The following is a 26,992-nucleotide window of genomic DNA, read 5'->3' as shown; positions in this document are numbered from 1 at the left end:
GCGGAAACTGAAGCAGAAGCAGAAACGCGCGGGATCGTCAGGCAAAAAAACAGGCTCCGAAAGGAGCCTGTTCTCGTTCTGCCGTGTATGTGTACTGACAGCGCTGCTCAGGTATCGCTCCAGCCGCCGCCGGAGTCGTCGCTGCTGCCCATGTCGATGCCACCGCCGCCACCGCCGTCGCTCCAGTCGTTCGAACCCTGGCCGAAATCGACATCTCCGCCACCGGCACGCCGGCGTGCATCGTCGGGATCGACCAGCACATCACGTTCGATGATGCGATCGCGGCCACCGGAATTCAGTACCTGACCAAGCAGCACGCCGGTGAGCAGACCGCCCATGCCACCGCCAAATCCGCCACCTTGCTGGACGACGACAGGCGGCTGTTGTTGTGGATACGGGTAGGGCGCCTGCTGACGACCGAAGCGCTCGTCGGCTTCACGTGCATACGCGGAGTCGCCACTGCCGAGCGGGCCCGGGCCGTACGCCGCCGCGCCGGACGCATTCGGATCGGGACGCCCCTCGGCACGTGCCTTCAGACTTTCGACCTGGCGTTCGAGATCGTCGAGCTGATACGGCGGCACGGGGTTCGGGCTGCCCGACAATGTTTCGACGAGCTGCCGCAACTGTGTCTCCGCACCTTCGACTTCCTTTTCCAGCGCCTCGTGTCCGGGCACCGTCGAGATTTTCACGTCGAGCTTGAGCGAACGCACGGCGTTGAGCAGTTCAGTCGCACGCTTTAACTGCGCACGGCGATCGTCGTCGACACGGGAATCGTCTTTCGAGCGCGCGCGCTTTAACGTCCAGCGCAGCACAAACGCGATCACGACAACGACGAACACAAGACCGATCCACAGGCCCATCGAAGGTTCATGACGTTGCGGCGCGACCGGCTGCATTGCCGGTGTCTGCTGGATCTGCGCGGCCTGCTGCGCGGAGGGTGTGGGTGCGCGGTTCGTCTGGATGGCACCGGCGCGGGCCGCGTCGGTGCGGATACGCGCTTCTGTCTGCGCGAAGCGCGAGGGATCGGTGAAACGGACCTGCGGATCGAGCGTCTTCGCCTGCTGGATCTGCGCGAGCGCGTCGGCGTAACGACCTTCGCGGTCGAGCACCTGCGCGTACAGATAATGCGCCCGCGCATTGTTCGGATGCGCCTGCAGCACCTGCGTCAGGCCGGCGTCGGCCTGCTGCCAGTTACCCTGCTGCATGGCGGTTTCGATCTGCGTTGCGGTGGGCAGCGCGAACGCGGCGCCTGACACCAGCATCAACGACACGAACGCCGCTGCGAAAAATCTTTTCATGATGCGACCAGGCGACTTCACGCCCGTCTCCACGGCAATCGATTCAGATGCGACGCCGCGCGTCACGCAAGGTTCGAACGACGAGACCACGACTGCGACCATGGCTACGACGATCGAACCGGACCTGACCCGCGCGGCGCCGCACCGGTCCGGCGGTTACTGCTGAGCCGGCGTGTTCAACTGCTTCTTCAACGCTTCGAGGCGGTCTTCCACGGAAGGGCCGCGATTCAGTTCCGCGAGCTTGTCGTCGAGCGCCTTGCCGCTTTTCACGTCGGCGGAATTCAGACGCGCGTCGGAGCGCGCGTTCGAGAGTGCGACCTTGTCCTCGAGCTTCTGGAAATCTTCCGACAGGTTTTTGCCGCCGATGCCGCCGAGCGCCGTTGCGGCGACATCCTTGGCCTGCGCGATCTGCTGCTTCGCCTGCAGGATGTTCGAGCGTGCGTTCAGGTCGTTACGGCGCTGGCGCATTTCGTCGATCTGCTGCTTCAACTGATCGACCGAAGGTTCGAGCGTGGACAGTTCGGAGGCCAGCGCGTTGCGTTCGGCTTCGGCCGTTGCCTGCGCGCCGAGTGCTTCGCGGGCGAGCGTTTCGTCGCCGCCCTGCAGCGCGCGCTTTGCGCCGTCTTCGTATTTCCTTGCCTTGTCGGCGGCGACGTCGCGCTTGCTTTGCTGCGTCGCGACCTGCGCCTGGATTTCGATCAGCGAGTTCTCCGCTTTCGCGATGCTGTCGTCGAGTTCGCGCACGATCTGGCGCGAATCGCGCGAAGGATCCTGCACGGAATCAGCCGCGTCGTTCAGGAGACCTTTGAGCGTGCGCGAGACGGTGTCAAATAGCGACATGAATACCTCCGTAGATTGAATTCGGCGCTGGAAAATCCGGGCGCATTTAACCGACAGCTTACGCCGCCGCACGTTTCATTGTGCAGACGGCCGGTCCCCACATCGGGTCGTTTCCGTGAATTGCAATGGCGGCATTCTTCGATCGCGCCATTGCCGCGGATTCACTGTCATGAAAAGTGCGCGGGTGGGTCCAGTCGCTCGCGGATATTACACCACGGCATGACTTAAACCGGGCTTAAAGACAGGTTTCACAAAGGTTTCAAAACGTAGTTATTACCGCAGATTCATACCCATGTTTCAGCGGTGCGCGAAAAGACGATTCCAGAACAGATCCGGTTGAGATCGGGCCACAGCCGGTGGCCCGATGTGTGTCGATTTCGTTCAGCGTGAGGCGAGCTCCGTCATGCGAAGCGCCCACCTGTGGCGGGGTCGCCATGCGGATCGCTGTCGGCGTCGTGTTCGTCGCCAATTCGTGCGGGCGAGCGTAGTGCATCGATTGTGTCCGCCGGATGCGCCGCCAGCGAGGCAGCTTTCGCTGCTGCCACGCGCGCGACCGCTTCAGTTGCGTTGCGCATTTCCTCTTCGGTTGCTGTTGCGGGATCGAACGGGGGGGCATCGGGCGGCAGATCGTCGGCTGGAGCGCCTGCTGTGTCGAAAGGCATGGGGTCGAGACGGGACGGCGCGTGGTACGGTTGCGCGTCGTCGCCTGGAGCCGCCTGTACACGCACAAGTCCTGGTGGCAGCGGCACGGGTTCCGCCGCGTGCGTATGGCGTGTGCCGCGTGCAGCCTTGCGCAGCGCCTCGTTGAGCGCATCCGGCTCGCGTGGCGCCCGTAGCCGGTCGACGATGCTGGCTGCTTTTACCTGCTCGCTGGTCGCGCCGAAGTTCAATACGGCGCGCCGCATCAGTTCGCTGACGCTGATGCCGAGCCCCTCGGCGGTCGATGCAATCGCGCGTTTCTGCGCGGGCGTGACGAATACGACGATGCGTTCGCTAGGCTTGTTCATGGTCGGCTCGCGTGCGTTTTACGCGTTTTTACGGCTTGCGGCTGGTTATGATGGTCCTGTCATCCCGTCGAACCGGTGTGACAGGACCATCATAAGGCGACTCGTGCGGATGCGAAACGGGCATCGTACGAACTGCGTTCCGGCACAACAGCGCCCCCCGTCAGGAAGAAGGCGACAAAACCGGGCGCCGCGGGAAAAGGCCGTGACTTCAATGAGTTGTAGCCTTTCCCGCGCTATTGTCCACAGGCCTTTGCACATTTTGTGTGGATAACCCCTCGTTCCCCGGCAAAAGACCTGCGTCGGCTTGCGGGGAACCATCCGCAGGGAATTCTTACAAAAAAATCGGGTAGACCGCTGTCTGAATTCTTTAAAATGCGCTGTTAAGTTGCGCCGGCCGTTGTGGGCCGTGCGCTGTGCGGCCGCCGGGGTTGTTGGGCCGCTTGGGGCGTCAGCGGGGTTGCCGTTCATTTGTCCGGGCAATGCGACGCTTTTCGACAGCATGTGTCAACCCGTCGGTGTGGCCTGCGCGATGCGCGGTCTGCCACGACCATGATCCGTGCGCGCGCGACGCGTGCGCAGAAGGCGTGCAGTACGGGCGCTAACCATACAAGTCATGCCAATTATCAAACGACCGCCTTCAAATCATCCGGCCAACGACCGGAATCCTGACCGCCGCGCCGGCTCCCATCCAGATCGCCATGACGCCCGTGACGACAAATCGCGCGGCCGTTCGGTCGGCGTGACGATTGTCCTCTGGTTCATCGGCCTGATCGCCATCGTGGCAGTCGTGGGCGCGCTGATCGCCGGTTACGCGCTCGTCGTGATGGGGCCGCAACTGCCTCCGCTCGATGCGCTTACCGATTACCGGCCAAAGGTGCCATTGCGCGTCTACACGGCCGATCACGTGCTGATCGGCGAGTTCGGCGAAGAGCGCCGCAGTATCGTGCGTTTCGCCGATATCCCTGACCAGATGAAAAAAGCGGTGCTCGCGATCGAGGATTACCGCTTTTACGAGCATGGCGGCGTCGACTTCGTCGGTATCCTGCGTGCCGGCCTGACTGACCTGATGCATGGCGGCAACGCGCAGGGCGCGAGCACGATCACGATGCAGGTCGCGCGCAATTTCTTCCTGTCGAGCGAGAAGACCTACACGCGCAAGATCTACGAAATGATGCTCGCATACAAGATCGAGCGCGCGCTGACGAAAGACCAGATCCTCGAGGTGTACATGAACCAGATCTATCTGGGCGAGCGCGCTTACGGCTTCGCGGCCGCCGCGCGCGTGTACTTCGGCAAGGACCTGAAAGACATCACGCTCGCCCAGGCTGCCATGCTCGCGGGTCTGCCGAAAGCGCCTTCCGCATACAACCCGGTCGTGAATCCGAAGCGCGCGAAAATCCGTCAGGAATACATCCTGAAACGGATGCTCGATCTGAACTACATCACGCAGGCGCAGTACGACCAGGCCGTGAAGGAAGAGATTCACACCAAGGTGTCGGGCAACGAATACAGCGTGCACGCCGAGTACGTTGCGGAAATGGTGCGTCAGATGATGTACGCGCAATATCGCGACGAAACGTACACGCGCGGGCTGAACGTCACGACGACGATCGATTCCGCCGATCAGGACGCGGCCTATCAGGCCGTGCGCAAGGGTGTGATGGATTACGAACGGCGTCACGGCTATCGTGGTCCCGAAGGGTTCATCGCGTTGCCGTCGGACAGCGACGACCGCGACCAGGCCATCGACGACGCGCTTGCCGATCACCCCGACAACGGCGAAATCGTCGCGGCTGTCGTGACTGCCGCGACGCCGAAGGAAGTGAACGCGCAGCTCGTCGACGGTACGGTCGCGGCGGTCACCGGCGACGGCCTGAAGTTCGCGGCCACGGCGTTGAGCCCGCGTGCCGCGCAGGCTCAACGCATCAAGCCGGGCTCGATCGTGCGCCTGATCGCCGATGCGAAGGGCAACTGGCAGATCACGCAGTTGCCGCAGGTCGAGGGCGCGCTCGTCGCACTTGAGCCGCAGGACGGCGCGATCCGTTCGCTGGTCGGCGGTTTCGACTTCAACAAGAACAAGTTCAACCATGTGACGCAGGCATGGCGCCAGCCGGGTTCCAGCTTCAAGCCGTTCATCTATTCGGCCTCGCTCGACAAGGGCCTCGGACCGGCGACGATCATCAACGATGCGCCGCTGTCGTTCCCGGCAACCACGCCGGGTGGCGAGGCGTGGGAACCCAAGGACGACGACCAGCCGGACGGTCCGATGCCGATGCGTCTCGCGCTTGAAAAATCGAAGAACCTGGTGTCGATCCGCATCCTGTCGTTCATCGGCACGAAGTACGCGCAGGATTTCGTGACGCAGCGCTTCGGCTTCGATGTCGACAAGACGCCGCCGTATCTGCCGCTGGCGCTCGGTGCGGGGCTCGTGACGCCGTTGCAGTCGGCGGGCGCGTACGCGGTGTTTGCGAACGGCGGCTACCGGATCAATCCATATCTGATCGCCGAAGTCACCGATGCACGCGGCCAGCTGATTTCACGCGCGCAACCGTTGACCGCCGGCCGCGATGCGCCGCGCACGATCGAGCCGCGTAACGCGTACATCATGAACAGCATGCTGCATTCGGTAGCCACCGCGGGCACTGGCGCCGGCACGAACGTGCTGCATCGTTCGGACCTGCAGGGCAAGACCGGCACGACGAACGACGCCAAGGACGGCTGGTTCGCCGGCTACCAGAAGTCGCTCGTGGCGGTGGCGTGGATGGGCTATGACCAGCCCAGGTCGCTCGGCAGCCGTGAATTCGGCGCGCAGCTTGCGTTGCCGATCTGGGTCGAGTACATGCAGCGCGCGCTGCGCGGCGTGCCGCAGGAAGAGCCGCCGATGCCCGATACGGTCACGCAGATCGATGGCGAACTGTTCTATTCAGATGTGACGCCGGGTAGCGGTTTTGTCGCGAGTATTGGCATGGATGCCGCCAATCCGCTGGCGGGCGGCACGAACTCGGTGGGTGGCGTGGGGCCCGCTGGCCTGACGCCGCCGGATGTTTCGTCGAGCGAAAAGAAACAGATCCTGGACCTGTTCGAATCGAACAAGCCGTGATGTATAGCGGCGAAACACGCTGAAATGCGTCGCACCGGACACCGGATGCCGCGGAGTTCGGTGCGCGACACACACTGTAATCTGCACTGGTAAGTAACTATTGCCTTTGCCGTGAACACCGCTGGATAATATTTCCGCGTCAGGCGCGGCGTCTCACCCCGGTTAAGGCGTGTGCATGCCAGCCCAGACGGTCAGCGTTTCCAGTGTCCGGTGTTTCCGGCCCAGGCACGACGTGATTGCCCCAAACGCCTCATTTATCGGGTCCTCCTTTGAAGAACCGCATTCTCCTCTGTTTTGCCACAGGATTGTTGCGCGCGCTCGCGTTCCTGCCTTATGGAATCGTCGCGCGTTTCGGGAGCGGGCTCGGCTCGCTGCTGTACCGGATTCCCAGTTCCCGTCGTCGCGTCGTGCACACGAATCTGCGGCTATGTTTTCCTGACATGAGCGAGGCTGAGCGCGAAAATCTGGCACGTGCGCACTTTCGGCACGTGATCCGCAGTTTCGTGGAGCGCGGCACGCAATGGTTCGGCAACGCGAAATCGCTGGCGCGCCTCGTCGAAGTGGAGAGTGCGATCGATCTCGCCCATGCGCACGAGCACCCGACGATCTTCGTGGGCTTTCACTTTGTCGGCATCGAAGCGGGTTGCATGATGTACTCGACGCGCCACCCGGTCGCCTCGCTGTACACGCCGATGTCGAACGCGATGTTCGACGCGATGGCGCTGCGTCAGCGTGGCCGCTTCGGCACGGAAATGATCCCGCGCAGCAACAGCGTGCGTCACGCGTTGCGCGTGCTGCGTGCGGGCAAACCGGTGATGCTCGCGGCCGACATGGATTTTGGCCTGCGCGATTCGGTGTTCGTGCCGTTCTTTGGCGTCGAGGCCTGCACATTGACGTCGGTCTCGCGACTCGCGAAGGCGGGCAATGCACGCGTGGTGCCGTTCGTGACCGAAGTGCTGCCGGAATACCGTGGGTACCGGCTGAAGATATTCGAGGCGCTGAGCGACTTTCCGTCCGAAGACCCGGCGATCGATGCGCGTCGCATCACCGAGTTTCTGGAGACTCAGGTGCGGCGGATTCCCGACCAGTACTACTGGGTTCACAAGCGGTTCAAACATCGTCCCGAGGGCGAACCTGCTGTCTATTGAAGCGCTGGCCTGATTTCGTTGCAGCAGATAAAAGTGTTCTGCGATCAGCGGGTTAGGTGTGCTGTCAGAACGTTATCAACAGCCCTTTCAACATGATCTGTGGATAACCGCGGTGCGCAGTCAATTCCGCGCCACACCTTCAACAGCAGGTTTCACGTCCTGCACCGGATTCCCCATCGCCTGAAAGAGCGCCGCCGTATCGCTGAGCCGTGCGCCCGTATAACGGATCTCATCGAGTTGCGCGTTGCGATACTGCTGCTCGCTCGATCGCGTCGATGTCACAGGCACGGCGCCCAGCCGGTAACGCGCCGACGTTTCGTCGAAGATGCCGCGTGCCGAGCGCGCCGCGAAATTCGCCGCATCGAGCGCCTGCGCGTCGTGTTCGAGCGCGGCGAGCGTATCGGCGACGTTCTGGAACGCGGCGAGCACCGTCTGTTTGTATTGCGCGGTCGCGGCCTCATAAGAATCGACCGCCGCACGACGCTGCGCGAGCAATGCGCCGCCGTGGAAGATCGGTTGCGACAGCGACGCGCCAATGCTCCAGATCGCGCCCGCGCCCGACAGCGCCACCGGCCAGCTAAACCCGCCCTGGCCCATGGACGCCGTAAGCGACAAACTCGGGAACATCTGCGCAGTGGCTACGCCGACATCGGCAGCGGCGGCCTTCAACGTGGCATCCGCGGCCTGGATGTCCGGTCGCGACTTCAGCAGATCCGAAGGCACCGAAACCGGCACCTGTTCAGGTACGTGAATACGCGCGAGGTCGAGATCGGGTGGTGCGGCATCGGGCGTGCGGCCGAGCAGTACGGCGAGTGCGTGACGCGTCGTCGTCCATTGCTGACGCAGGCCCGGCAGGCTCGCCGCGAGCGACGCCGCGCTTTGCTGCGCACTGAGCGCATCGCTGTGCGACACCGCGCCGAGATCGTAGCGGCGCACCGTATCGCGTGCCTGTTCGTTGGCGAGCGTGACGAGGCGCTGCGTGGCGTCGATCTGTGCATGCAACGTTGCCGATGCGAGCGCCGCGGACACGATGTTGGCCGCCAGCGCCCGACGCGCCGCGTCGAACTGGTACGCCTGCACGTCCACGCGTGCGGCGAGCGCCGCGTTTTCGAGTCGCGCCGCACCGAAAATGTCGAACGTGTAGTGCGCCTGCAGTTGACCGACAAACACGTTGTACAGAAACGTATTCGGGCCGGCTTCGGGAATCCCCAGCGCGCGTTCGCGTGTCGCCTGGCCGCCCGCGTCGATCGACGGCAGCAGCGAGCTGCCGATCTGCGCGCGCAACTGCTCGCGCGCGGCGGCCAGACTGCGGTCCGTGGCGGCGAGCGTCGGACTGTTGCGCAGGCCTTCGTCGACGAGCGCGTTCAGATCGTCCGACTGAAACTGCTTCCACCACTCGGGCACGGCCTTCGCGCCCACCACGAACTGCTGCGTGACGCCCTGGGCCGGCACGGTCTGGGTCGGCTGCGCCTCGGCGCCGTAGTGCGCCGGCGCTGGCATCGCGGGCGGCTCGCCATTGGGTCCGAACGAGCAGGCCGCGAGCGCGAACAGGGTGAGCGTGCCGGCCGCCGTTCGCGTGATGCTGTACGTGGAAAAAACATGGGCCATGATCAGACTCCCGATTGCGCAGGCGAGGGCGGCGTCGGTTCGCGCTCGTCGTTGCGCACTTTGAACGACATGGCGTAGAGCGCCGGCAGATAGAAGAGCGTCAGTACCGTGGCGCTCGTGATCCCGCCCATCAGCGCGGTTGCCATCGGCCCGAAGAAGTTCGAACGAAGCAGCGGTATCAGCGCGAGCACGGCAGCGGCGGCGGTCAGCGTGATCGGCCGGAAACGTCGCACGGTCGCGCCGACGATCGCATCGAAACGCTTGTGTCCGGCGGCGATATCCTGCTCGATCTGGTCGACGAGAATCACCGAGTTACGCATGATGATGCCGAACATCGCGATCACGCCGAGCATGGCGACGAAGCCGAACGGCTTGCCGAACAGCAGCAGCGTCGCGGCCACGCCGATCAGGCCGAGCGGGGCGGTCAGCACGACCATCAGCACGCGCACGATGCTCTGCAACTGGATCATCAGCAGCGTCAGAACAGCAATGACCATGATCGGCATCTGCGCGTTGATCGATGTCTGGCCCTTGCCGCTTTCTTCCACCGAACCGCCCACCTCGATGCGATAACCGACGGGCAGCGTGGCCCGTATCCGCGACAGCGTCCTGTCGACGCTGTTCGTGACGTCGATGCCCTGCGCGCCGGGCGCGACATCGGATTGCACGGTGATCGTCGGTTGCCGGTCGCGTTCCCAGATCACGCCGTATTCGAGATCGTTACGCAGATGACCCAGCGTACCGAGCGGCACCGCGCCGTTCGGCGTCGGCATCGAAAGCGTGAGAAGGTTCGCCGGGTCGACGCGTTCGCTCTTCGGCGCGCGCAGGTCGACGCTGATCAGCTTGTCGCGCTCGCGATACTGCGTGACGGTGTAGCCGGAGAGCGTCATCGCGAGGAAGCTCGAAATGTCCTCCGACGTGACGCCGAGTTCGCGTGCCTTCTTCTGATCCACTTCGAAGCGCACTGAACGCTCGGCCGGTTCATCCCAGTCGAACTGGACGTTGCTCGTGCGCCGATCGGCGCGCATCGTCGCGGCCACGCGCTCGGCAATCGAGCGCACGGTTGCGATGTCGTCGCCACTCACGCGGAACTGCACTGGATAACCGACAGGCGGGCCGTTTTCGAGCCGCGACAGGCGCGTGCGGATCGCCGGAAACTCGTTGCGCAGTTTCGGCTCCAGCCAGCGTGCGAGTTTCTCGCGGTCTTCCACCGACTTCGCCGTGATCACGAACTGCGCGAAATTCGGCTGCGGCAACTGCTGGTCGAGCGGCAGATAAAAGCGCGGCGCACCCGTGCCGACGAAGTCGACCGTGTGATCGATTTCGGGCCGTCCTTCGAGTGCCTTTTCGAGGCGTTGTGCCTGACGCAGCGTCGCCTCGAACGAAGCGCCTTCTGGCAGACGCACGTCGACGAGCAGCTCCGGCCGGTCGGAGCTCGGGAAGAACTGCTGCGGCACCAGCGCGAAGGAGGCGATCGCGACGATAAAGAGCAGCACCGTCACGATCAGCACGATGAAGCGCCGTTCGACACACCAGCCGATCCAGCCGCGCAGGCGCCGGTAGAAACGCGTGTCGTAAATGTCGTGTTCGTGACCATGCGCTTCGTGCGCCTGACGCTTTCGCTCCGGCAGCAGGTGATAGCCGAGCATTGGAATCAGCACGACGGCCGCGAGCCACGACGCGATCAGCGCAATCGCCGACACTTCGAAAATCGAGCGCGTGTATTCACCCGTGCTCGATTTCGCGAGCGCGATCGGCAGAAAGCCGGAGACAGTGACGAGCGTGCCCGTCAGCATCGGAAACGCCGTGCTCGTGTAAGCGTATGCAGCAGCACGCGTGCGGTTCCATCCCTGTTCGAGCTTCACTGCCATCATTTCGACGGCGATGATCGCATCGTCGACGAGCAGGCCGAGCGCAAGCACGAGCGTGCCGAGCGATACCTTGTGCAGACCGATATCGAACAGGTACATGCACAGCGCGGTGACCGCGAGCACGACCGGAATCGAGATCACGACCACCATGCCGGTACGCACGCCAAGCGAGATCAGGCTCACCACCAGCACGATCCCGATGGCCTCGGCGACGGCTTCGAGAAAATCGTCCACCGAATGTTCGACCGCGTGCGGCATGCTCGATACTTCGACGAGCTTCAGCCCTACCGGCAGATGCGCGCGCAGCATGGCGGTTTTTTCGTCGAGTGCCTTCCCGAGGCGGATCACATCGCCGCCAGGCTGCATCGTCAGGCCGATACCGAGCACGGCCTTGCCGCCATAGCGCATCTGCGTCGCGACCGGATCGTCGTAGCCGCGTTTGATCGTGGCGATATCGCCAAGCCGGAACGAGCGGTTGTTGATGCGAATCAGCGTATCGGCGAGCGCCTGGACGTCCTTGAACTGGCCGGTCGGTCGCACGAAGACGCGGTCGTCGGCGGTGGTCAGCGTGCCGGCCGGAGACACCGCGTTCTGCGAGTTGATCGCCTGGGCCAGTTGCTGCGGCGAGACACCGAGGCGCGTCAGTTGCGTGTTCGCGATCTCGATGTAGATGTGCTGGTCGGGGTCGCCGAAATAATCGACCTTGCCGACGCCTGGCACGCGCAGCAGCACGGTGCGTAATTCGTCGGCATAGTCGTGCAGCTGGGCGGCGGAAAAGCCGTCGCCTTCGAGCGTGTAGATGTTCGTATAGACGTCGCCGAACTCGTCGTTGAAGAACGGCCCCTGAATGCCTGGCGGCAGCGTCGCGGCGATGTCGCCGACTTTCTTGCGCACCTGATACCAGGTTTCCGGCACGTCCTTCACCGGCGCCGAATCCTTCATCGAGAAGAACATCAGCGATTCGCCCGGGCGCGAGTAGCTGCGCACGAAATCGATTTGCGGCGTCTCCTGCAGTTTGCGGCCGATGCGGTCGGTCACCTGCTCCTGCACCTGGCGCGCGGTCGCGCCAGGCCAGAACGTGCGGATCACCATCACGCGGAACGTGAACGGCGGATCTTCCGACTGCGCGAGCCGCGTGTACGCGAGGATGCCGAATGCCGTCGCCATCGCGATCAGGAACACGACCAGCGCCTGATGCCGCAATGCCCATGCGGACAGGTTGAAACGGCCTTCCTCGTGACGGTAGTCTTCCGGTTGTGGGGCGTCGTGACGCGCTTCTTCCTGCGAATCCGGCGCGGTCATGACGCGAAGTCCTCGGGATGCAGCGGTGCGATCACGCGAACCTGCTCGCCGGCCGTCACGGTATGAACGCCTTGCAGGACGACGCGGTCGCCGTCGTTCAATCCCCGCGAAATGGCGATGGTGCGTTCGTTGTAGCGCGAGACCTGCACGCGACGCAGTTCGAGTTTGTTGTCGCCGGCGTGCACGATCCACAGCGCGGGTGCGTTACCGTCGTGGAACAGCGCGGTAGCGGGTACGACGAAGGAACTTGCCGCACTCGCCGCCGGCACGGGTTGCGTGAGCGCGATGTCGGCAGTCATGCCAAGGCGCACTTCGGGACCGGGGTTTTCCAGCGTGAGCTTCGCGCGATACGTGCGGCTTTGCGCATCGGCAGCGGGCGACAGTTCGCGCACGCGTGCCGAAAACGTCCGGCCGGGCAGCGCGGACAACGTGACCTTCGCAACCTGACCGGTCGCGAGCGAAGCGAGCGCACTTTCGGGCACATCGCAGACGACGTCGACGTCACCTGTCCAGGCGAGGTTATAGACGGCCTGGCCCGCGGACACGTTCTGGCCCGTATCGGCCTGTTCCGCCGTGATGACGCCGGCGTGATCGGCCGTGAGCGTGGCGTACTTCAGCTGGTCCTGCGCGAGCGCGGTTTGTTGCTGTGCCTGATCGCGCTGCGCGATGGCCGACGTGTAGGCATCTTCAGTCTGTTCGAGCTGCGCCTGCGAGATGAGGTTCTCGCGCGCCTGGGCGCGATCGCGGTCGAACTGTTGTTTCGCGTAGACCGCACGCGACTTCGCGGCTTCGAGTTGCGCCTGCGCGCTGGCCGCGTTCTTTTGCGCATCGGCCGGGTCGAGGCGGGCGACGACCTCGCCGCTCTTCACGACATCGCCGAGCCGCACGTGCCGTTCGATGATCTTGCCCGCGATCCGGAACGACAGCGGCGTGGAATAACGCGCCTGCACTTCGCCGGGCAGCGTGGCGGAAACGGGATGGCCGTCCGGATGAACCGCCTGCGCGACAACCGGGCGCGGCGCGGGTGCGGCAACTTCATTGCGGTGACAGGCGCTGAGCACCGTCACGGCACTCAATACGGAGACGAGCGCAGCAGTGCGCAACGGCGCGAAACCTGCGTGCTGATGGGACTGCCTGCGCGGCGAAGCCGGCGCGCTAAAGCCAGGACGATTCACGATAACCCCAGGACTGACGTGGCGAACAGGGACAGCAAACAGGGTGCGACAGGCGGCGGATGTGGCCAGCGGACGCGGATCAAAAAGGAGATGCGGGACGCTTGCTTCAAATATTGGTATGGATTCTAATGCATATGTGTATCTGAATGCAAAGCTGGATCAATTACTCCTGGATGCTAGACTCCGCCGATGAAACGAAAACGCCTCACACGCGAGCAGAGCAAGGACCAGACGCGCGAGCGCCTGCTTGACGCCGCGCTCGCCATGTTCATGAAGAAGGGATTTGTCGCGACGAGTGTCGAGGACATCGCCGACGCAGCGGGTTACACGCGGGGTGCGTTCTATTCGAACTTCCACAGCAAGCCCGAGGTGTTCCTGGAACTGCTGCGGCGCGATCACGAACAGATGCAGGCCGATCTGCAGAGCATCTTCGAAGGGGAGTCGACGCGCGAAGGGATGGAAAAGCGCGTGTTGACGTTCTATCGGCGTCTGCCGTTCGACAACAAGTGCTTTCTGTTGTGGGTGGAAGCCAAGCTGCTGTCGGCGCGCGACGCGCGCTTTCGCACGAATTTCAACGAGTTCATGCGCGAGAAGCGCGAACAGATGGCGGCGTACATCCAGGAGTTTTCGGTGCGTGCCGGCACGCCGCTGTCGCTGCCGCCTGAAACGCTGACGCTCGGTCTTTTCGGTCTTTGCGACGGGGTGCAGTCGTTCTATACGGCCGATCCGCAGCACATCACCGATCACATGGTCGAAACGGTGCTCTCGGAGTTTTTCGCGCGGGTGGTGTTCGGCAGGAGCGCGGACGAGGTGCTCTGAACTTGCCTCCACGCCGTTTTGCGTCCTGCTTCTGAGCGCCTGCCGGGTTAGCGGCGCTCAGGCTTGAGTTACTCAGCTTCCGAGTCCTGGTCCGTAGTTGCTGCCAATCAGTTTCGTCACCGCATTCACATCGGCGTAGTCCTGCTCGGGCAGGCCGTCGAGCATCGAAAGCACTTCATTGCTTGCGCCGGCCTCGCGCGCGGCGTCAACGAGCGCGTCCTTGTTCACGGGCCAGGAAATGGTCTGCAGGATGTCGGTAATCTGCATATCGAGCGATTCGTCGGGAATAGGGATGCCGGTCATGCGCGAGGTCCTTGTTCTAATTAATACCTGTGCCCGACCCGCGGCGCCGCACCCGATGCGTGATGCTGAAGCCCGCGCTTCCCGCACTTGCAGGCGGCAACCCGGTGCAACGGGCGCTCAGGTCTGCAGATGCTCGTTCTTCGCGACAAAGCCGCGATCGGGGTGTTTCGACTTCGGCAGCGCGATGAACTCCCAGTGCTGCGTCTTGCTGCCGTCGATCGCGGCCACATCCGGCGCCGCTGGTGCGACCGGCGCGGCGTTTGCCGCAAGCGCCGCCGGGGAGGAACCGTCAGGGTCGCCCGCGGCGCCCGCCGCCGGGTTTTCATAGGCCGTGTGAACCGGCGCGGCGAAACACGAGGCCGACAGCGTCACCATGGTCAATAGCGTCGAGATTTTCATCGCCCGAGCTCCTTTGCTCTTGCAGCACAGAGGCTGCAGCAAGCGTTGTGCCATGGCGGTATCCCGCAGCCTGACACCCGCCTGGCGCGGACCGCGAAGACGGGGCGCCTTTTACTATCTTAGGACGCAATTCGCCCACACGCCGCAGCAAAAACGACAAAACCGCGCGAAACCGGGAGACTTTTGCAATCTTCGCAAACGGCTGACGTTCAGTTGCGAGCAATCATGCGGAATGCGTGTTGCGGTGCGGGAATTTCGCGCCGGTTTTGCGCGACCGGTCCGGACTGGCTGGGCGCCGGCCGGGCAATGCGCTAGCGCAGCACGTCGAACTGCGTCCACGGCCAGGACGGCCGGTCGCGCATGTATCCGTTCAGCCAGTTCCATTGCGGATGGCGCTGCATGAAGGCCTGCGCGTCGAACGGCCGGCCGCACGGGTGACCCCAGCGCGCCCAGAACGCCATGTCGCGCGCCATTTCGCTGTCGACGACCTTGCCGTCGTTCGCGCCCCACGGGTTGAACGGACCGTGATCGGAGCCGCCGAAGCGCTGGTCGTCGAGTTCCAGATGCCCGCAGATCGTTCGCGAGCACGGGTTGTCGCTGCGGTCGAGATAGACGTCGTGATGATCGGCGATCATGGCTTTGGCGACGTCGATATCGATCTTGCCGCGATGCTGTTCAGCCAGTTGCATGAAGCGCAGGCGACGCGCTCCGTTCCTGCGCACGTCGGTGTAATCGTCGCCTTCGCCGACGCATTCCTGGTTGCGGATCTTCAGGTCGGTCGCGGTGTTGTAGCCGCTATAGAAGCCGTTCTTCGTGCTTTCGAAGCCGGAAAACTGCAGGCCGAGTTCGTAGCGGGCGATCTCGCCCGTCTTGACGTCGCCAAGCAGCCAGCTGTTCGCGTAGCCGCCGTTGTTCGCGACCGCGAACCTCTCGCACCATTCGCCGATGCTGTTCGCATACTGGGTCGCGCGCCGTGAGCGGTAAAACTCGGGCGCGCCGGCGGCGTTGTAGCCCGCGAAGCTGGAGATCGTCGTTTCGGTCACCATCAGGCCGGCGGACGTGATCCAGAAATCCGTCAGGCTCGAGATGCAGCCGGGCAGACCCTGCATCAGGATCCGGTGGCCGGCATCCGGAACGATGTCGAACACGACGTTGAAGGCGTCGCCAGCGGCGTAGCGGTCCCACGAGTTGTGCGCCATCACGATGCGGCCGTCGCGGGTGGCGTCGCCGGTCGCGATGAACGCGCTGCAATGATGGCCGCGCCGCCCGCGCCACGGTTTCAGGCCGAGGCGCGGCTGCTGTTGCGCCGCGTGAGTTGGCCACCAGCTTTGCAGCAGGTCCATGTAGCCGTTCCATGCCAGCACGTCGGCGAACGGCAGCTTCGCGCCGTCGGCGATGCCCTGGATTTCGTCGGCGAATTCGGTGTCGAGGCGCGGCGCGAACTGCGCCACGGCGGCATCGACGAACGTGTCGAAGTCTTCGCCGGTGTCCCACTTCGCGAGGTAGCGGGCAGTGTCGATCGCATGCCGGATCTCGGCCGCGAGGAGCTGGCCGTGCTGCTCACCGCGATCGTACGGCTCGCCCTCGATGTGCAGGAAAATCCAGCCGGCCTGATCGCGGCGGACGGCATCGCCTGACGGGTCGCTCATCTTCGCTCCGGGTCGAAATGGCGCTCACGGTTATCCGCGCAGCGCGCGCCCGGTCGACCGAAGACAACAGCAGGCCGGCACGCTGCACGGCTCTTTTCCATTCTAGAAAATATGCCGCGCTTTGCTACCGGGTGTGCGAGACGCCTGCGTCAGCGCGTGGGGTTCATCCGGAAATACGCATCGAGCAGTGATGTCTTGTATACGACCCCTGCGAGCGTCGGACACGCGGTGCTCTCGACCACCGGCAGCCGTTCGCCCTGAAACGCCATGAAATGCTGCAGCGCGTCGCCAAGCGGCATGTCGGGTGTCAGCACATCGAAATGGGGCTGCAGGTAGTGCGCGGCGGTGCGCGTCGAGGTGTCGTGTTTGTCGAGCAGATCGGACGTGATGTCCTTCAGCGCGACGACGCCGAGGAAGCACCCGGCGTCGTCGATCACATACAGATACTTCACCGGATATTCGAGGAACACACGCGTCATGTCATGCACGGTCGCCTTGAGCGGCACGATGGTTTCAGCCGGCTTGATCAGCTCGCGCATCTGCGTTGCGCGCAGGCGCATGCGTTCCTGTTCGTCACGGTTGCGCATCAACGTGATCTCGTACATCGACGTCTTGCCGATCGCGCGCGACACGAAGTACGCCACCACGCACGAGAGCATCAGCGGCAGCACGACCTGGTAGGAGAGCGTCATCTCGAAGATCATCAGGATCGCCATCAGTGGCGCCTGCGTGGCGCCCGCGAGGAACGCCCCCATGCCGACCATCGCATACGCGAACGGCGCCGACGTGCCGTGCGGCCACAGCGCATGCATGCCCTGACCGAACAGCGAGCCCAGTACGGCGCCGACGAAGAGCGTCGGCGTGAAAATCCCGCCGACCGCGCCCGAGCCCGCGGTCGCCGCGGTCGCCACGAGCTTGAACACGAGCACGAAGACGAGCGCCGTCCAGGTCCACTGCGAATGCAGGATCGAGTTCACGACGCTATAGCCGTTGCCCCACACATCCGGCGACCACACGGAGATGATGCCGACGATGAGACCGCCGAGCGCGAGCGTGACGGGCAGCGGCAACGGCAGGCGCCGAAAGGCCGCCTTCGAGACGCCGAGCAGGCGCAGGAACTGCGGCGCGGCCGCACCGCACAGCAGGCCGAGCGCGACGAAGAGCAGCACCTCGACACCCGTCACCGGCGGGAACACCGGCATTTCGTACGGCGGTTTGTAGCCCGCGAATTCGCGCATCGTGATGTTCGCGACGACTGAGGCGACCACGACCGGGCCGAAGCTTTCCATCGCGATCGAGCCGAGCACGATCTCGGTCACGAAAAACGCGCCGGCGATCGGCGCGTTATAGGCGGACGTGATACCCGCCGCCGCCCCGCACGCCACCAGCAATCGCAGACGCGGCGGGTCGAAATGCACCCAGCGGCCGATCAGCGACGCGCAGAGCGCCGCGAGCTGCACCATCGGTCCTTCGCGTCCGATCGACCCGCCGCTCGCGATCGTGAAGAGCGACGACACGCTGCGCCACAGGCTCGGTCGCACCGGCACGACGCCGTCGCCGATCGCGACAGCTTCCATGTAGTCGGTATGACTTTTTTTGTCGACGCCGCGCCGCGCGACCAGCAGGAAGAAGCCGGCGATCAGGCCGCCCGCGGCGGGCAGCCAGATCCGCACGGTCCAGGGCAGACGCCGCGCCATGTCGACGATGCCGCCGTTGCTGCCGGAAATGGCGCGCTGAAGGAGCGCGATCCCTTCACGGAAGGCGACCGTCGCAAACGCGCCGGCCACGCCGACGACCACCGACCACACGAGCATCGTGTGAGCGTCGGACAGACGAAACAGTTTTTGGGCGCGCGTGCGCAGTTTCAGCAGAAATGAAAGCACGGAAGAAACGGGCAGGAGTCAGGGTTGGACGGCGCGTGCCAGCACGGCATCGCGGGTTGCGTCGACAAGGCCGCGTTCAACGCGCGGCCTTGTCGAGTTCGGGGTAATGCCGGAAGACGCACGCCTCGTTATGCGCGATGCGCCGGTCGGACTCGAGATACGCGGCGAGTTTCGGCCGCGCGATGACCGCGTCGTGCAATGCCGCGAGACGCGGATAGTGCTCGCCGAAATGCTTCATCGCAAGCGGAAACGCGTAGTGGAGGCCGTCGATCAGCTGGAACATCGACAGATCGACGTACGTCAACGCGTTGCCGACAAGATATGCATCGCCATCGGGGTTCTGCTTCAGCACCCGCTCGAAGTATTTCATGTACTTCGGAATGCGGTTGTCGATGAAGTCGTGCGCACGCACTTTGGCGGCGTCTTTCTGGTCTTCGTAATACAGGCCGCTCGCGAGCGGATGATGCGTGTCGTGCGCTTCGGCGACCATGTCGGCGATCGTGAGCTGCAGGCCGTTCACGACGTAGCGCAGGTTTTCGTCCTTCGGCGCGAGCCCGAGTTTCGGACCGAGATACATGAGGATGTTGGCGGTCTGCGCGACGACGAGATCGCCGTCTTTCAGGAACGGCGGCGCAAACGGCGGATGCGGTTCGCTTTTGCTCCTGAGCACGTCGAGCATCGCGCCGGTGCCGTCCCTGTCCGGCGCGCGGGTCACTTCGGTATAGCGGGCGCCGGCTTCTTCGAGTGCCAGCCGCACGAATTCGCCGCGGCCTTGCAGGCCGTCCCAGTAAAAGAGTTCATAAGCCATCGATCGATCCTCGCCTGGATTGAGAGTTCGACTGCGCGAGCCGAAAGTATGCCGCGCCGGCGCGCCGCGTTGTGTGAACAGCGGACAAAAAACCGCGGCGAGGTGCGTGGACGGCGTCAGGCGCGAAACCAGACGAAGCTGCGCGTATCACGCGTATCGCTCGCGGGCGCAAAAACGCAAAAAGCCCCGCACGAAGCGGGGCTGCCGGTCGGACCGGCGAGGCGGGGCGTATCAGCCGAAGAAGCGCTCGACGGCCCATGTAATGCCCAGTCCACCGCCAATCAGCCAGACATACAGGATCAGTCCGGTCGTCAGGGCACGCGGGCCCGCCTGTTTGACCTGCGAGATGCGGGTTTCGATGCCGAGGGCGGTCATTGCCATCGTCAGCGCGAAGGTGTCGAGCGTGTTCAGCGTGTGCGTCGCGGCTTGCGGCAGCACGTGCATCGAGTTGACGATCACGAGTGCGAGGAAGCCGAGCGCGAACCAGGGTATCGCGAGCTTGCGTGCCGGCGTGCCGTCGGCGGCTACGCCCGATGCTGCCGTACCGCGTGCCGACCGGTTGAGCCACACGCCCAGCGAGAGCAGCACCGGAACCAGCAGCATCACGCGGGTCATCTTGACGATCGTCGCGATATGCGTCGCTTCCGGGCTGACGTTGCTCGCCGCGCCAACCACCTGCGCCACCTCGTGAATCGTGCCGCCAAAGAAGAGGCCGACGCCGCGTGTGTCGAGATGCAGCCAGCCCGCATGGTAGAGCACCGGGTAGAGGAACATCGAGAGCGTGCCGAACAGCACCACGCTACCCACGGCCATCGCGCTTTGATGCGGCTTCGACTGCAAGGTCGATTCGAACGCGAGCACGGCGGCCGCACCGCAGATCGCGCTGCCGGCGGCGGTCAGCATGGCGGTGTCGCGATCGAGCTTCATCAGTTTCATGCCGGCCCATGTACCGATCACGAGCGTGCTGACGACGATCAGGACCGATTCCACCAGACCCGGCAGGCCGACCTGGGCGATTTCCTGAAGACTCACGCGCAGCCCGAAGAATGCCACCGCGATGCGCAACAGCTTGCGCGCCGAAAAGTTGACGCCTGCAGCCCAGCTTTCCGGCATGCCGTCGCGCAGCACATTGCCGTAGACCGCACCTGCGACGATGCCGATGATCAACGGACTCATGCCGAGCCCGGCGATGAACGGCAGCGACGAAATGCTGGTGACCGCCGCCGCGAACAGCGCGACAAAGAGAATGCCGTTGAGCTGCCCGCGCGTGGATGGCGCCTTGCGGGCCAGCGCTGAAGCGGAAACGGAGGGGGAGGCCGTGGACATGAGATGTGCCGTCAATGAACGGGTTCGATGCGATGGCCTAATCCTAATTTAGATATATCGATATGAAAAATCGTCATTTGCGACGTAAAATATCGGATTAGCTGATATTTAGTCTCCATGACCCCTGACCAACTGATAACGTTCGCTGTCGTCGCCGAGCACCGGAACATCAGCCGGGCGGCGCTTGCGCTGCATCTGTCGCAGCCGGCGGTGTCCGGCCAGTTGCGGCAATTGCAGGATGAATTCGGCGAGGCGCTTTATCAGCGGGACGGGCGCGGCGTGCGCCTCACCCCGGCGGGCGAGCAGTTGGCAAGCTATGCGGCCCGGCTGCGCGACACCTGGCAGCAGGCGCATGCGTATCGCGATGCGCTACGCGGCATGGAACGCGGCACGCTGCGCATCGGCGCCAGCACGACGCCGGCGAGCTATCTGCTGCCGTATCTGATCGCTGCGTTTCACCGGAGCTATCCCGAAGTCTCGATCCATACGGCCGACGGCAATACGTCCGACATCGTCGGTTCGCTGGCATCGGTCGATATCGCGATGGTCGAAGGGCCGGTCGGCACCGGTCTGCCACCCGATACCGCCGTCCATCCATGGCGTGAAGACGAGATCGTCGCGATCATGCCGCGCACGCATCCGTTCGCGGCAGCGCGCGAGAGCGTGCCGGCGGCTGGGCGTCACGTGACGCTCGCCGAACTCGGCGAGCACACGCTCGTGTTGCGCGAAACGGGCTCGGGCGTGCGGCAGATGGTCGAGCGCGCGTTCGCGCGCGCTGCGGTGCCGATGCGCGTCGCGCTGGAGATCGCGGGCGTGGAGGGCGTCAAGGAGGCCGTGCGGGCAGGGATGGGCATCGGTTTCGTGTCGGCGATGTCGATGCGCCACGACGACAACGTGCTGCGGCTCTTCTCGCTCGCGCCCGAGCCGCTGACCCGCCATTTCTCGATCCTGATTCCGCACGCGAGCGCGCCGTCGCGCGTCGCGGAGCGCTTCCTGGTGCTGTGCCTTTCCGGTGTCGACTGACCGTTCCACGCGCTTCGGAACCGGTTCCAGGGGATTTCCACTATGGCGCCGGGCAGTTGCGAAGCGCAGTATTTCTCCAACGAGGCGCGCAGGCGCTTTTTTCAGAACCCATTATGGAACCGGTTCCATTGTTAATGATCAAGGAACCGCTGGAAACAGAGGTCAATCGACATGCCCGACATCGTGATCGTAGCGAGCGCATTCGGCGCCGACGCCATCCGGCGTGACGGCCATCAAGCGTGGCTGGGTTCGGCGGCAACGGCCGGCGCGTCCGCCTTCGAAGTGCGGCGCGAACTGTTCAACGCCGAAGAAGACACCGCGCCAGACGTCCTGAACGATCTTGGCGAAGCGATCGCCGCACTCGGCATGTGGTCGGTCTGGTCGACACCGGACGCGCTGTACACCGCCGAAGGCGCGCTCGATCTGGACGCGCTGCGTCTCACGATCGCCGAAGGCGAGGCGCTCGGCGCACGCTTCGTGAAGCTGCAGCTCGGCGGCTTCGCGCACGAAGCGCGCGCCGCCGCGATCGCCGGATGTCTGCGCGGCGCGAACCTCCGTCTTGTCGTCGAAAACGGGCAGATGAAGGCAGGCGGCCAGCTCGCGCAGTTCGTCGGGCTGTTCGCGGCCCTCGAGCGCGAAGGCTATCCGGATGTGCTCGGCATGACGTTCGATATCGGCAACTGGCAATGGCCCGGCGAAGCGCCGCTCGAAGCCGCGCGGCAGCTCGCGCCACATGTCGAATACATTCACTGCAAGGCGGTGACGGGCGAGGGCGCACGACGCTTCGCGGTCGCGCCCGCCCCCGACGATCCCGTCTGCGCGGCCGTCCTGCCGCTTCTGCCGCGCCACGTGCCGCGCGGCATCGAATTTCCGTTCGACACCGCCAGCCTTCAGGCCGACGCTTCGCGCTATGTCGCCTGGCTTGCGGCCGCATAGTGTCGTAAAGCATCGCAATTTCACCCAGGGCCGCACCGGCGCTTCACCGCGTGGTTTGGTCAGAACGTGCAGTACAGCAAGGATATTTTTCAATGAAACCGGTACTCGATGTCATCACCTATGGCGAGGCGATGGCGATGTTCGTCGCGGCCGAAACCGGCGCACTCTCCGACGTCTCCTGCTTTACGCGGCGCATCGCCGGCGCCGACCTGAACGTCGCGATCGGCCTGTCGCGCCTGGGTTTCAAGGTGGGCTGGATGAGCCGGGTCGGCGACGATTCGTTCGGCCAGTACGTGCGCGACACGCTGGCGAAGGAAGGCATCGACGCGAGCTGCGTCACGACCGACGCGCGCTATCCGACCGGCTTCCAGCTCAAGTCGAAAAACGACGACGGCAGCGATCCGGCCGTCGAATATTTCCGCCAGGGTTCGGCGGCAAGTCATCTATCGGTTGAAGACTACGTGGCCGACTACGTGCTGCAGGCACGCCATTTGCACCTCACGGGTGTCGCGCCCGCGCTGTCCGATTCGTCGCGCGAACTGGCCTTTCATATGGCAAAGGAAATGCGCGCGGCCGGCAAGACGATTTCGTTCGATCCGAACCTGCGCCCGACGCTATGGCCTTCGCGCGAGACGATGATCGCCACGCTGAACGCGCTTGCCGCGCACGCTGACTGGGTGCTGCCCGGCATCGGCGAAGGCGAGATCCTGACTGGTTACACGAAGCCCGAAGACATCGCGCGCTTCTATCTCGATCAGGGCGCGCGCGGCGTCGTCATCAAGCTCGGCGCGAAGGGCGCGTATCTGCGCACCGCCGACGATGCGGGCGTGATCGCATCCCAACCGGTGGCGAACGTCGTCGACACGGTGGGCGCGGGCGATGGCTTCGCGGTGGGCGTCATCAGCGCGCTGCTGGAAGGGCGCACGATGCCGGAGGCCGTCGCGCGCGGCAATCGCATCGGCGGGCTCGCGATTCAGGTGACCGGCGATTCGGAAGGGTTGCCCACGCGCGTCGAACTCGACGCGCTGGAAAGCGGTCGCCTGCTGGCTGCAACACGGGAATCCGCACGCACGGCGTCGCAGACGCTGCATTAGAACGTGCACGAAGGCGCGACACGCCCATCCATTTCAACGGGGATCAAGGAGACACCCATGACCACCTCATCGCTTGCGATCCGCCGCTGGTGGACGATCATGCCGATCGTTTTCATCACCTACAGTCTCGCGTATCTCGATCGCGCGAACTTCGGCTTCGCGTCCGCTGCCGGCATCAATCAGGATCTCGGCATCAGCAAGGGGCTGTCGTCGCTGATCGGCGCGCTGTTCTTTCTCGGCTACTTCTTCTTCCAGATTCCGGGCGCGATCTACGCCGAACGGCGCAGCGTCAGGAAGCTCGTGTTCTGGAGCCTGATCCTGTGGGGTTGCTGCGCCGCGCTCACCGGCATGGTCAGCAACATTCCGTCGCTGATGGTGATCCGCTTCGCGCTCGGCATCGTCGAAGCCGCCGTGATGCCCGCGATGCTCATCTTCATCAGCAACTGGTTCAGCAAGAGCGAACGCTCGCGCGCCAACACGTTCCTGATTCTCGGCAATCCGGTGACGGTGCTGTGGATGTCGGTGGTGTCGGGCTATCTCGTGCATTCGTTCGGCTGGCGTCACATGTTCATCGCCGAAGGCGTGCCGGCGATCGTCTGGGCGGTGATCTGGTGGTTCATCGTGCAGGACAGGCCGGCACAGGTATCGTGGCTCTCGCCGCAGGAAAAGAAGGATCTTGACGACACGCTGCGCGCCGAGCAGGCCGCGATCAAACCGGTGCGCAACTACAGCGAGGCGTTTCGCACGCCGGCTGTGATCAAGCTGTGCGCGCAGTATTTCTGCTGGAGCATCGGCGTCTATGGTTTCGTGCTGTGGCTGCCGTCGATCCTGAAGAACGGCTCGACGTTCGGCATGGTCGAAACCGGCTGGCTGTCGGCGCTGCCGTATCTGGCCGCGACGATCGCGATGCTCGCGGCCTCGTGGGCTTCGGATAAACTCAACGCGCGCAAGGCGTTCGTGTGGCCGTTCCTGCTGATCGGCGCGATCGCGTTCGCGGCTTCGTATGCGCTCGGCTCGACGCACTTCTGGATGTCGTACGCGCTGCTGGTGATCGCGGGCGCCGCGATGTACGCGCCGTATGGCCCGTTCTTCGCGATCGTGCCGGAACTGCTGCCGAAGAACGTCGCGGGTGGCGCGATGGCGTTGATCAACAGCATGGGCGCGCTCGGTTCATTCGTCGGTTCGTATGTGGTCGGCTATCTGAACGGCGCGACCGGAAAGCCGGCGGCGTCATATGCGTTCATGAGCGTGGCGCTCGTTGCCGCCGTGATCCTGACGCTCGCCGTCAAGCCGCAATCCACGCGATCTGTACGCAAGCTCGCAACACCGCTACAAGGAAAATGAGTCGATGAAGAAAAAGATTGTCGCGTACAAGCCGTTGCCTGCCGATGTCATGACGTATCTGCGTGAACACGCGGACGTCGCCGAAGCCGACGCCGCGCGGCACGACGCATTCGTCGCCGCGCTGAAAGACGCCGACGGCGCGATCGGCGCGAGCGTCAGGATCACGCCGGCGATGCTCGAAGGCGCAACACGGCTGAAAGCGCTGGCGACGATTTCGGTTGGCTTCGATAACTTCGACGTCGCGGATCTCACGCGCCGCGGCATCCTGCTCGCGAACACGCCCGACGTGCTGACCGAATCGACGGCCGATACGGTGTTCTCACTGATTCTGGCAACGGCCCGGCGCGTGGTCGAACTGGCGGATTACGTGAAGGCCGGCGAGTGGAAGCACAGCATCGGCGCGGAGCATTTCGGTGTCGACGTGCAGGGCAAGACGCTTGGCATCGTCGGGCTCGGCCGCATTGGCGGTGCCGTTGCGCGACGCGCGGCGTCCGGCTTCAACATGCGCGTGCTCTACACGAACCGCAGCGCGAATGAACACGCGGAACAGGCGTACGGCGCCGTGCGCGTCGAACTCGCCGAACTGCTGGCGCAGTCCGATTTCGTCTGCCTGCAGGTGCCGCTCACGCAGGAAACGCATCATCTGATCGGCGCGGCCGAACTCAAGGCGATGAAAAAGAGCGCGATTCTGATCAACGCGTCGCGCGGCCAGACCGTCGACGAAGCCGCGCTCATCAAGGCACTGAAGGCCGGCACGATTCACGGCGCCGGTCTCGACGTGTTCGAACAGGAGCCGCTCGCGGCGGATTCGCCGCTGCTGTCGATGAAGAACGTCGTCGCGCTGCCACACATCGGTTCGGCGACGCACGAGACGCGCCATGCGATGGCCCGCTGCGCGGCGGAAAACCTCGTCGCGGCGCTCGACGGCACCTTGCGCACGAACATCGTCAACCGTGAAGTGCTGGGCGCATGAGCACACCCGTTCGCACGATGGCACCACGACGCGCCACGATCAACGATGTCGCTCGCGAAGCCGGTACCGGCAAGACCAGCATCTCGCGCTATCTGAACGGCGAGATGAACGTGCTGTCGCCGGAACTGCGCGCGCGTATCGAAGCCGCGATCGCGCGCCTCGACTATCAGCCGAACCAGATGGCGCGCGGTCTCAAGCGCGGGCGCAACCGGCTGATCGGCATGCTGGTCGCCGATCTCACCAATCCGTATACCGTCGAGGTGCTGCAGGGCGTCGAAGCCGCGTGCCACGCACTCGGCTATATGCCGTTGATCTGTCACGCGGCGAATGAAGTCGAAATGGAGCGCCGCTTTCTTGCGCTGCTGACCACGTATCGCGTGGAAGGCGTGATCGTCAATGCACTGGGCGTGGGCGAGGAAATACTGCGGCCGCTGGGCGGTGGCGGTATTCCGGCCGTGCTGGTCGACCGCAGCGTCGATGGGCTCGAGGCCGACATGGTCGGTCTCGACAACACGGCGGCCGCGCAACTGGGTACACGCCATCTGCTCGAACGCGGCTTCGACGAAATCTGCTTTATCGTGCAGCCGTTCGACAACATCAGTTCGCGCCGTCAGCGCGAGGCGGCGTTCGGCGACGTGATGCGCGAAGCGAGCGGCGCGCACGGCCTGACGGTCGTACTCGATCTCGGCGATGAAGCCGCTGTTCAGCACGCGCTCGCTGCGCTCGACCATGCCGTCGATGCCGCCGCCGCAGCCGGCCGGCGCATCGCGTGGTTCACGGCGAATGCGCCGGTGGCGCTGCGGGTCGCGCTGCATCTGAAGGCGCGCTACGGCGCGCACTGGCACGAGCGCGTCGCGCTGCTTTCTTTCGACGATCCGGACTGGGCCGAACTGGCCGGCATCTCGACGATCCGCCAGCCGACCTGTGACATCGGCTACCGCGCCGTCGAGTTCCTGAGCCAGCGTATCGACGGCGCGACCGAGGTCGCGCGGAACTGTCTGCTCGCGGGCGAACTGATCGTGCGCGGGTCAACCGGGCGCTGATCTGCGATCATGCGGTCTGTGGCGCGCAGCGGGTGCGCGCCGG

22 protein-coding genes are annotated in these 26,992 nt (G+C 64.2%); 10 read left to right on the top strand and 12 right to left on the bottom strand.

Going from position 1 to position 26,992, the window contains the following annotated elements:
• Window positions 1-107: 107 nt before the first annotated feature.
• The gene (locus LPA34_RS06845) at window positions 108-1,298 is read right to left on the bottom strand and encodes a tetratricopeptide repeat protein (protein WP_228976311.1); all 1,191 of its coding nucleotides are present in this window, start codon (window positions 1,296-1,298) and stop codon (window positions 108-110) included.
• On the opposite strand from LPA34_RS06845, the gene LPA34_RS06840 reads away from it, so the two are divergent.
• The gene (locus tag LPA34_RS06840) at window positions 1,297-1,464 is read left to right on the top strand and encodes a hypothetical protein (RefSeq protein WP_228976309.1); all 168 of its coding nucleotides are present in this window, start codon (window positions 1,297-1,299) and stop codon (window positions 1,462-1,464) included. The genes LPA34_RS06845 and LPA34_RS06840 overlap by 2 nt on opposite strands.
• Here LPA34_RS06840 and LPA34_RS06835 read toward each other — a convergent pair.
• Together LPA34_RS06835 and LPA34_RS06830 are read right to left on the bottom strand one after the other, a co-directional pair.
• Window positions 1,455-2,138 carry a PspA/IM30 family protein gene (locus LPA34_RS06835; RefSeq protein WP_228976306.1) on the bottom strand — a complete coding sequence of 228 codons (684 nt, stop codon included), beginning with the start codon at window positions 2,136-2,138 and terminating at the stop codon, window positions 1,455-1,457. The two genes, LPA34_RS06840 and LPA34_RS06835, sit on opposite strands and share 10 nt — an antisense overlap.
• 401 nt (window positions 2,139-2,539) lie before the next feature.
• Entirely contained in the window at window positions 2,540-3,145 is a 606-nt protein-coding gene (locus LPA34_RS06830) for a plasmid mobilization protein (protein WP_228976303.1), read from the bottom strand.
• Between the two features lie 613 nt (window positions 3,146-3,758).
• Here LPA34_RS06830 and LPA34_RS06825 point away from each other — a divergent pair.
• Together LPA34_RS06825 and LPA34_RS06820 are read left to right on the top strand one after the other, a co-directional pair.
• Window positions 3,759-6,245 carry a penicillin-binding protein 1A gene (locus LPA34_RS06825; protein WP_228976301.1) on the top strand — a complete coding sequence of 829 codons (2,487 nt, stop codon included), beginning with the start codon at window positions 3,759-3,761 and terminating at the stop codon, window positions 6,243-6,245.
• A 269-nt stretch (window positions 6,246-6,514) separates the two neighbouring features.
• Window positions 6,515-7,393, top strand: coding sequence for a lipid A biosynthesis lauroyl acyltransferase (locus LPA34_RS06820; protein WP_228976299.1), 879 nt, complete (start codon window positions 6,515-6,517; stop codon window positions 7,391-7,393).
• A 120-nt stretch (window positions 7,394-7,513) separates the two neighbouring features.
• Here the strand turns inward: LPA34_RS06820 and LPA34_RS06815 are convergent, their stop codons facing one another.
• Genes LPA34_RS06815 through LPA34_RS06805 form a run of 3 tightly spaced genes read right to left on the bottom strand, consistent with a single transcriptional unit; the run spans window position 7,514 to window position 13,277 of the window.
• A complete protein-coding gene (locus LPA34_RS06815; protein ID WP_228976297.1) occupies window positions 7,514-9,001 on the bottom strand; it encodes an efflux transporter outer membrane subunit in 1,488 nt (495 codons plus the stop codon).
• Between the two features lie 2 nt (window positions 9,002-9,003).
• Window positions 9,004-12,174 (bottom strand): efflux RND transporter permease subunit, encoded by a 3,171-nt coding sequence (locus tag LPA34_RS06810; protein ID WP_228976294.1) that lies wholly within the window; start codon window positions 12,172-12,174, stop codon window positions 9,004-9,006.
• Window positions 12,171-13,277 carry an efflux RND transporter periplasmic adaptor subunit gene (locus LPA34_RS06805; protein WP_228976478.1) on the bottom strand — a complete coding sequence of 369 codons (1,107 nt, stop codon included), beginning with the start codon at window positions 13,275-13,277 and terminating at the stop codon, window positions 12,171-12,173. Before LPA34_RS06805 ends, LPA34_RS06810 begins: the two co-directional genes overlap by 4 nt.
• Before the next feature lie 261 nt (window positions 13,278-13,538).
• Between LPA34_RS06805 and LPA34_RS06800 the strand changes: the two genes are divergently transcribed.
• Window positions 13,539-14,168, top strand: coding sequence for a TetR/AcrR family transcriptional regulator (locus tag LPA34_RS06800; protein WP_228976293.1), 630 nt, complete (start codon window positions 13,539-13,541; stop codon window positions 14,166-14,168).
• 72 nt (window positions 14,169-14,240) lie between these two features.
• Here the strand turns inward: LPA34_RS06800 and LPA34_RS06795 are convergent, their stop codons facing one another.
• The 6 genes from LPA34_RS06795 to LPA34_RS06770 form a co-directional block, all read right to left on the bottom strand.
• Entirely contained in the window at window positions 14,241-14,471 is a 231-nt protein-coding gene (locus tag LPA34_RS06795; RefSeq protein WP_228976291.1) for a DUF2795 domain-containing protein, read from the bottom strand.
• A 117-nt stretch (window positions 14,472-14,588) separates the two neighbouring features.
• A complete protein-coding gene (locus tag LPA34_RS06790; protein WP_228976289.1) occupies window positions 14,589-14,870 on the bottom strand; it encodes a hypothetical protein in 282 nt (93 codons plus the stop codon).
• A 311-nt stretch (window positions 14,871-15,181) separates the two neighbouring features.
• Complete coding sequence (locus LPA34_RS06785) at window positions 15,182-16,519, bottom strand: C45 family autoproteolytic acyltransferase/hydolase (protein ID WP_228976288.1); 1,338 nt, start codon at window positions 16,517-16,519, stop codon at window positions 15,182-15,184.
• 149 nt (window positions 16,520-16,668) lie between these two features.
• Window positions 16,669-18,402 (bottom strand): ClcB-like voltage-gated chloride channel protein, encoded by a 1,734-nt coding sequence (locus LPA34_RS06780; protein WP_228976285.1) that lies wholly within the window; start codon window positions 18,400-18,402, stop codon window positions 16,669-16,671.
• 76 nt (window positions 18,403-18,478) lie between these two features.
• On the bottom strand, window positions 18,479-19,210 hold the full coding sequence (locus LPA34_RS06775; RefSeq protein ID WP_228976283.1) for a glutathione S-transferase: 732 nt from the start codon (window positions 19,208-19,210) through the stop codon (window positions 18,479-18,481).
• Window positions 19,211-19,441: 231 nt separating this feature from the next.
• The gene (locus LPA34_RS06770; RefSeq protein ID WP_228976281.1) at window positions 19,442-20,536 is read right to left on the bottom strand and encodes a YeiH family protein; all 1,095 of its coding nucleotides are present in this window, start codon (window positions 20,534-20,536) and stop codon (window positions 19,442-19,444) included.
• Window positions 20,537-20,653: 117 nt separating this feature from the next.
• Here LPA34_RS06770 and LPA34_RS06765 point away from each other — a divergent pair, with 117 nt between their 5' ends.
• From LPA34_RS06765 to LPA34_RS06740, 6 genes are all read left to right on the top strand, one after another.
• A complete protein-coding gene (locus LPA34_RS06765; protein ID WP_228976280.1) occupies window positions 20,654-21,559 on the top strand; it encodes a LysR family transcriptional regulator in 906 nt (301 codons plus the stop codon).
• Window positions 21,560-21,730: 171 nt separating this feature from the next.
• Complete coding sequence (locus tag LPA34_RS06760) at window positions 21,731-22,495, top strand: sugar phosphate isomerase/epimerase (RefSeq protein WP_228976278.1); 765 nt, start codon at window positions 21,731-21,733, stop codon at window positions 22,493-22,495.
• A 92-nt stretch (window positions 22,496-22,587) separates the two neighbouring features.
• On the top strand, window positions 22,588-23,589 hold the full coding sequence (locus LPA34_RS06755) for a sugar kinase (protein WP_228976276.1): 1,002 nt from the start codon (window positions 22,588-22,590) through the stop codon (window positions 23,587-23,589).
• Window positions 23,590-23,646: 57 nt separating this feature from the next.
• Entirely contained in the window at window positions 23,647-24,933 is a 1,287-nt protein-coding gene (locus tag LPA34_RS06750) for an MFS transporter (protein ID WP_228976274.1), read from the top strand.
• Window positions 24,934-24,937: 4 nt separating this feature from the next.
• Window positions 24,938-25,906 (top strand): 2-hydroxyacid dehydrogenase, encoded by a 969-nt coding sequence (locus tag LPA34_RS06745; protein WP_228976271.1) that lies wholly within the window; start codon window positions 24,938-24,940, stop codon window positions 25,904-25,906.
• The gene (locus tag LPA34_RS06740; RefSeq protein ID WP_228976269.1) at window positions 25,903-26,949 is read left to right on the top strand and encodes a LacI family DNA-binding transcriptional regulator; all 1,047 of its coding nucleotides are present in this window, start codon (window positions 25,903-25,905) and stop codon (window positions 26,947-26,949) included. The genes LPA34_RS06745 and LPA34_RS06740 overlap by 4 nt, the downstream gene beginning before the upstream one ends.
• Window positions 26,950-26,992 lie beyond the last annotated feature (43 nt).

The sequence above is a fragment of the Paraburkholderia gardini genome (assembly GCF_907164575.1).
Lineage (GTDB): Bacteria > Pseudomonadota > Gammaproteobacteria > Burkholderiales > Burkholderiaceae > Paraburkholderia > Paraburkholderia gardini.
This window is presented reverse-complemented; position numbering and strand designations above follow the sequence as displayed.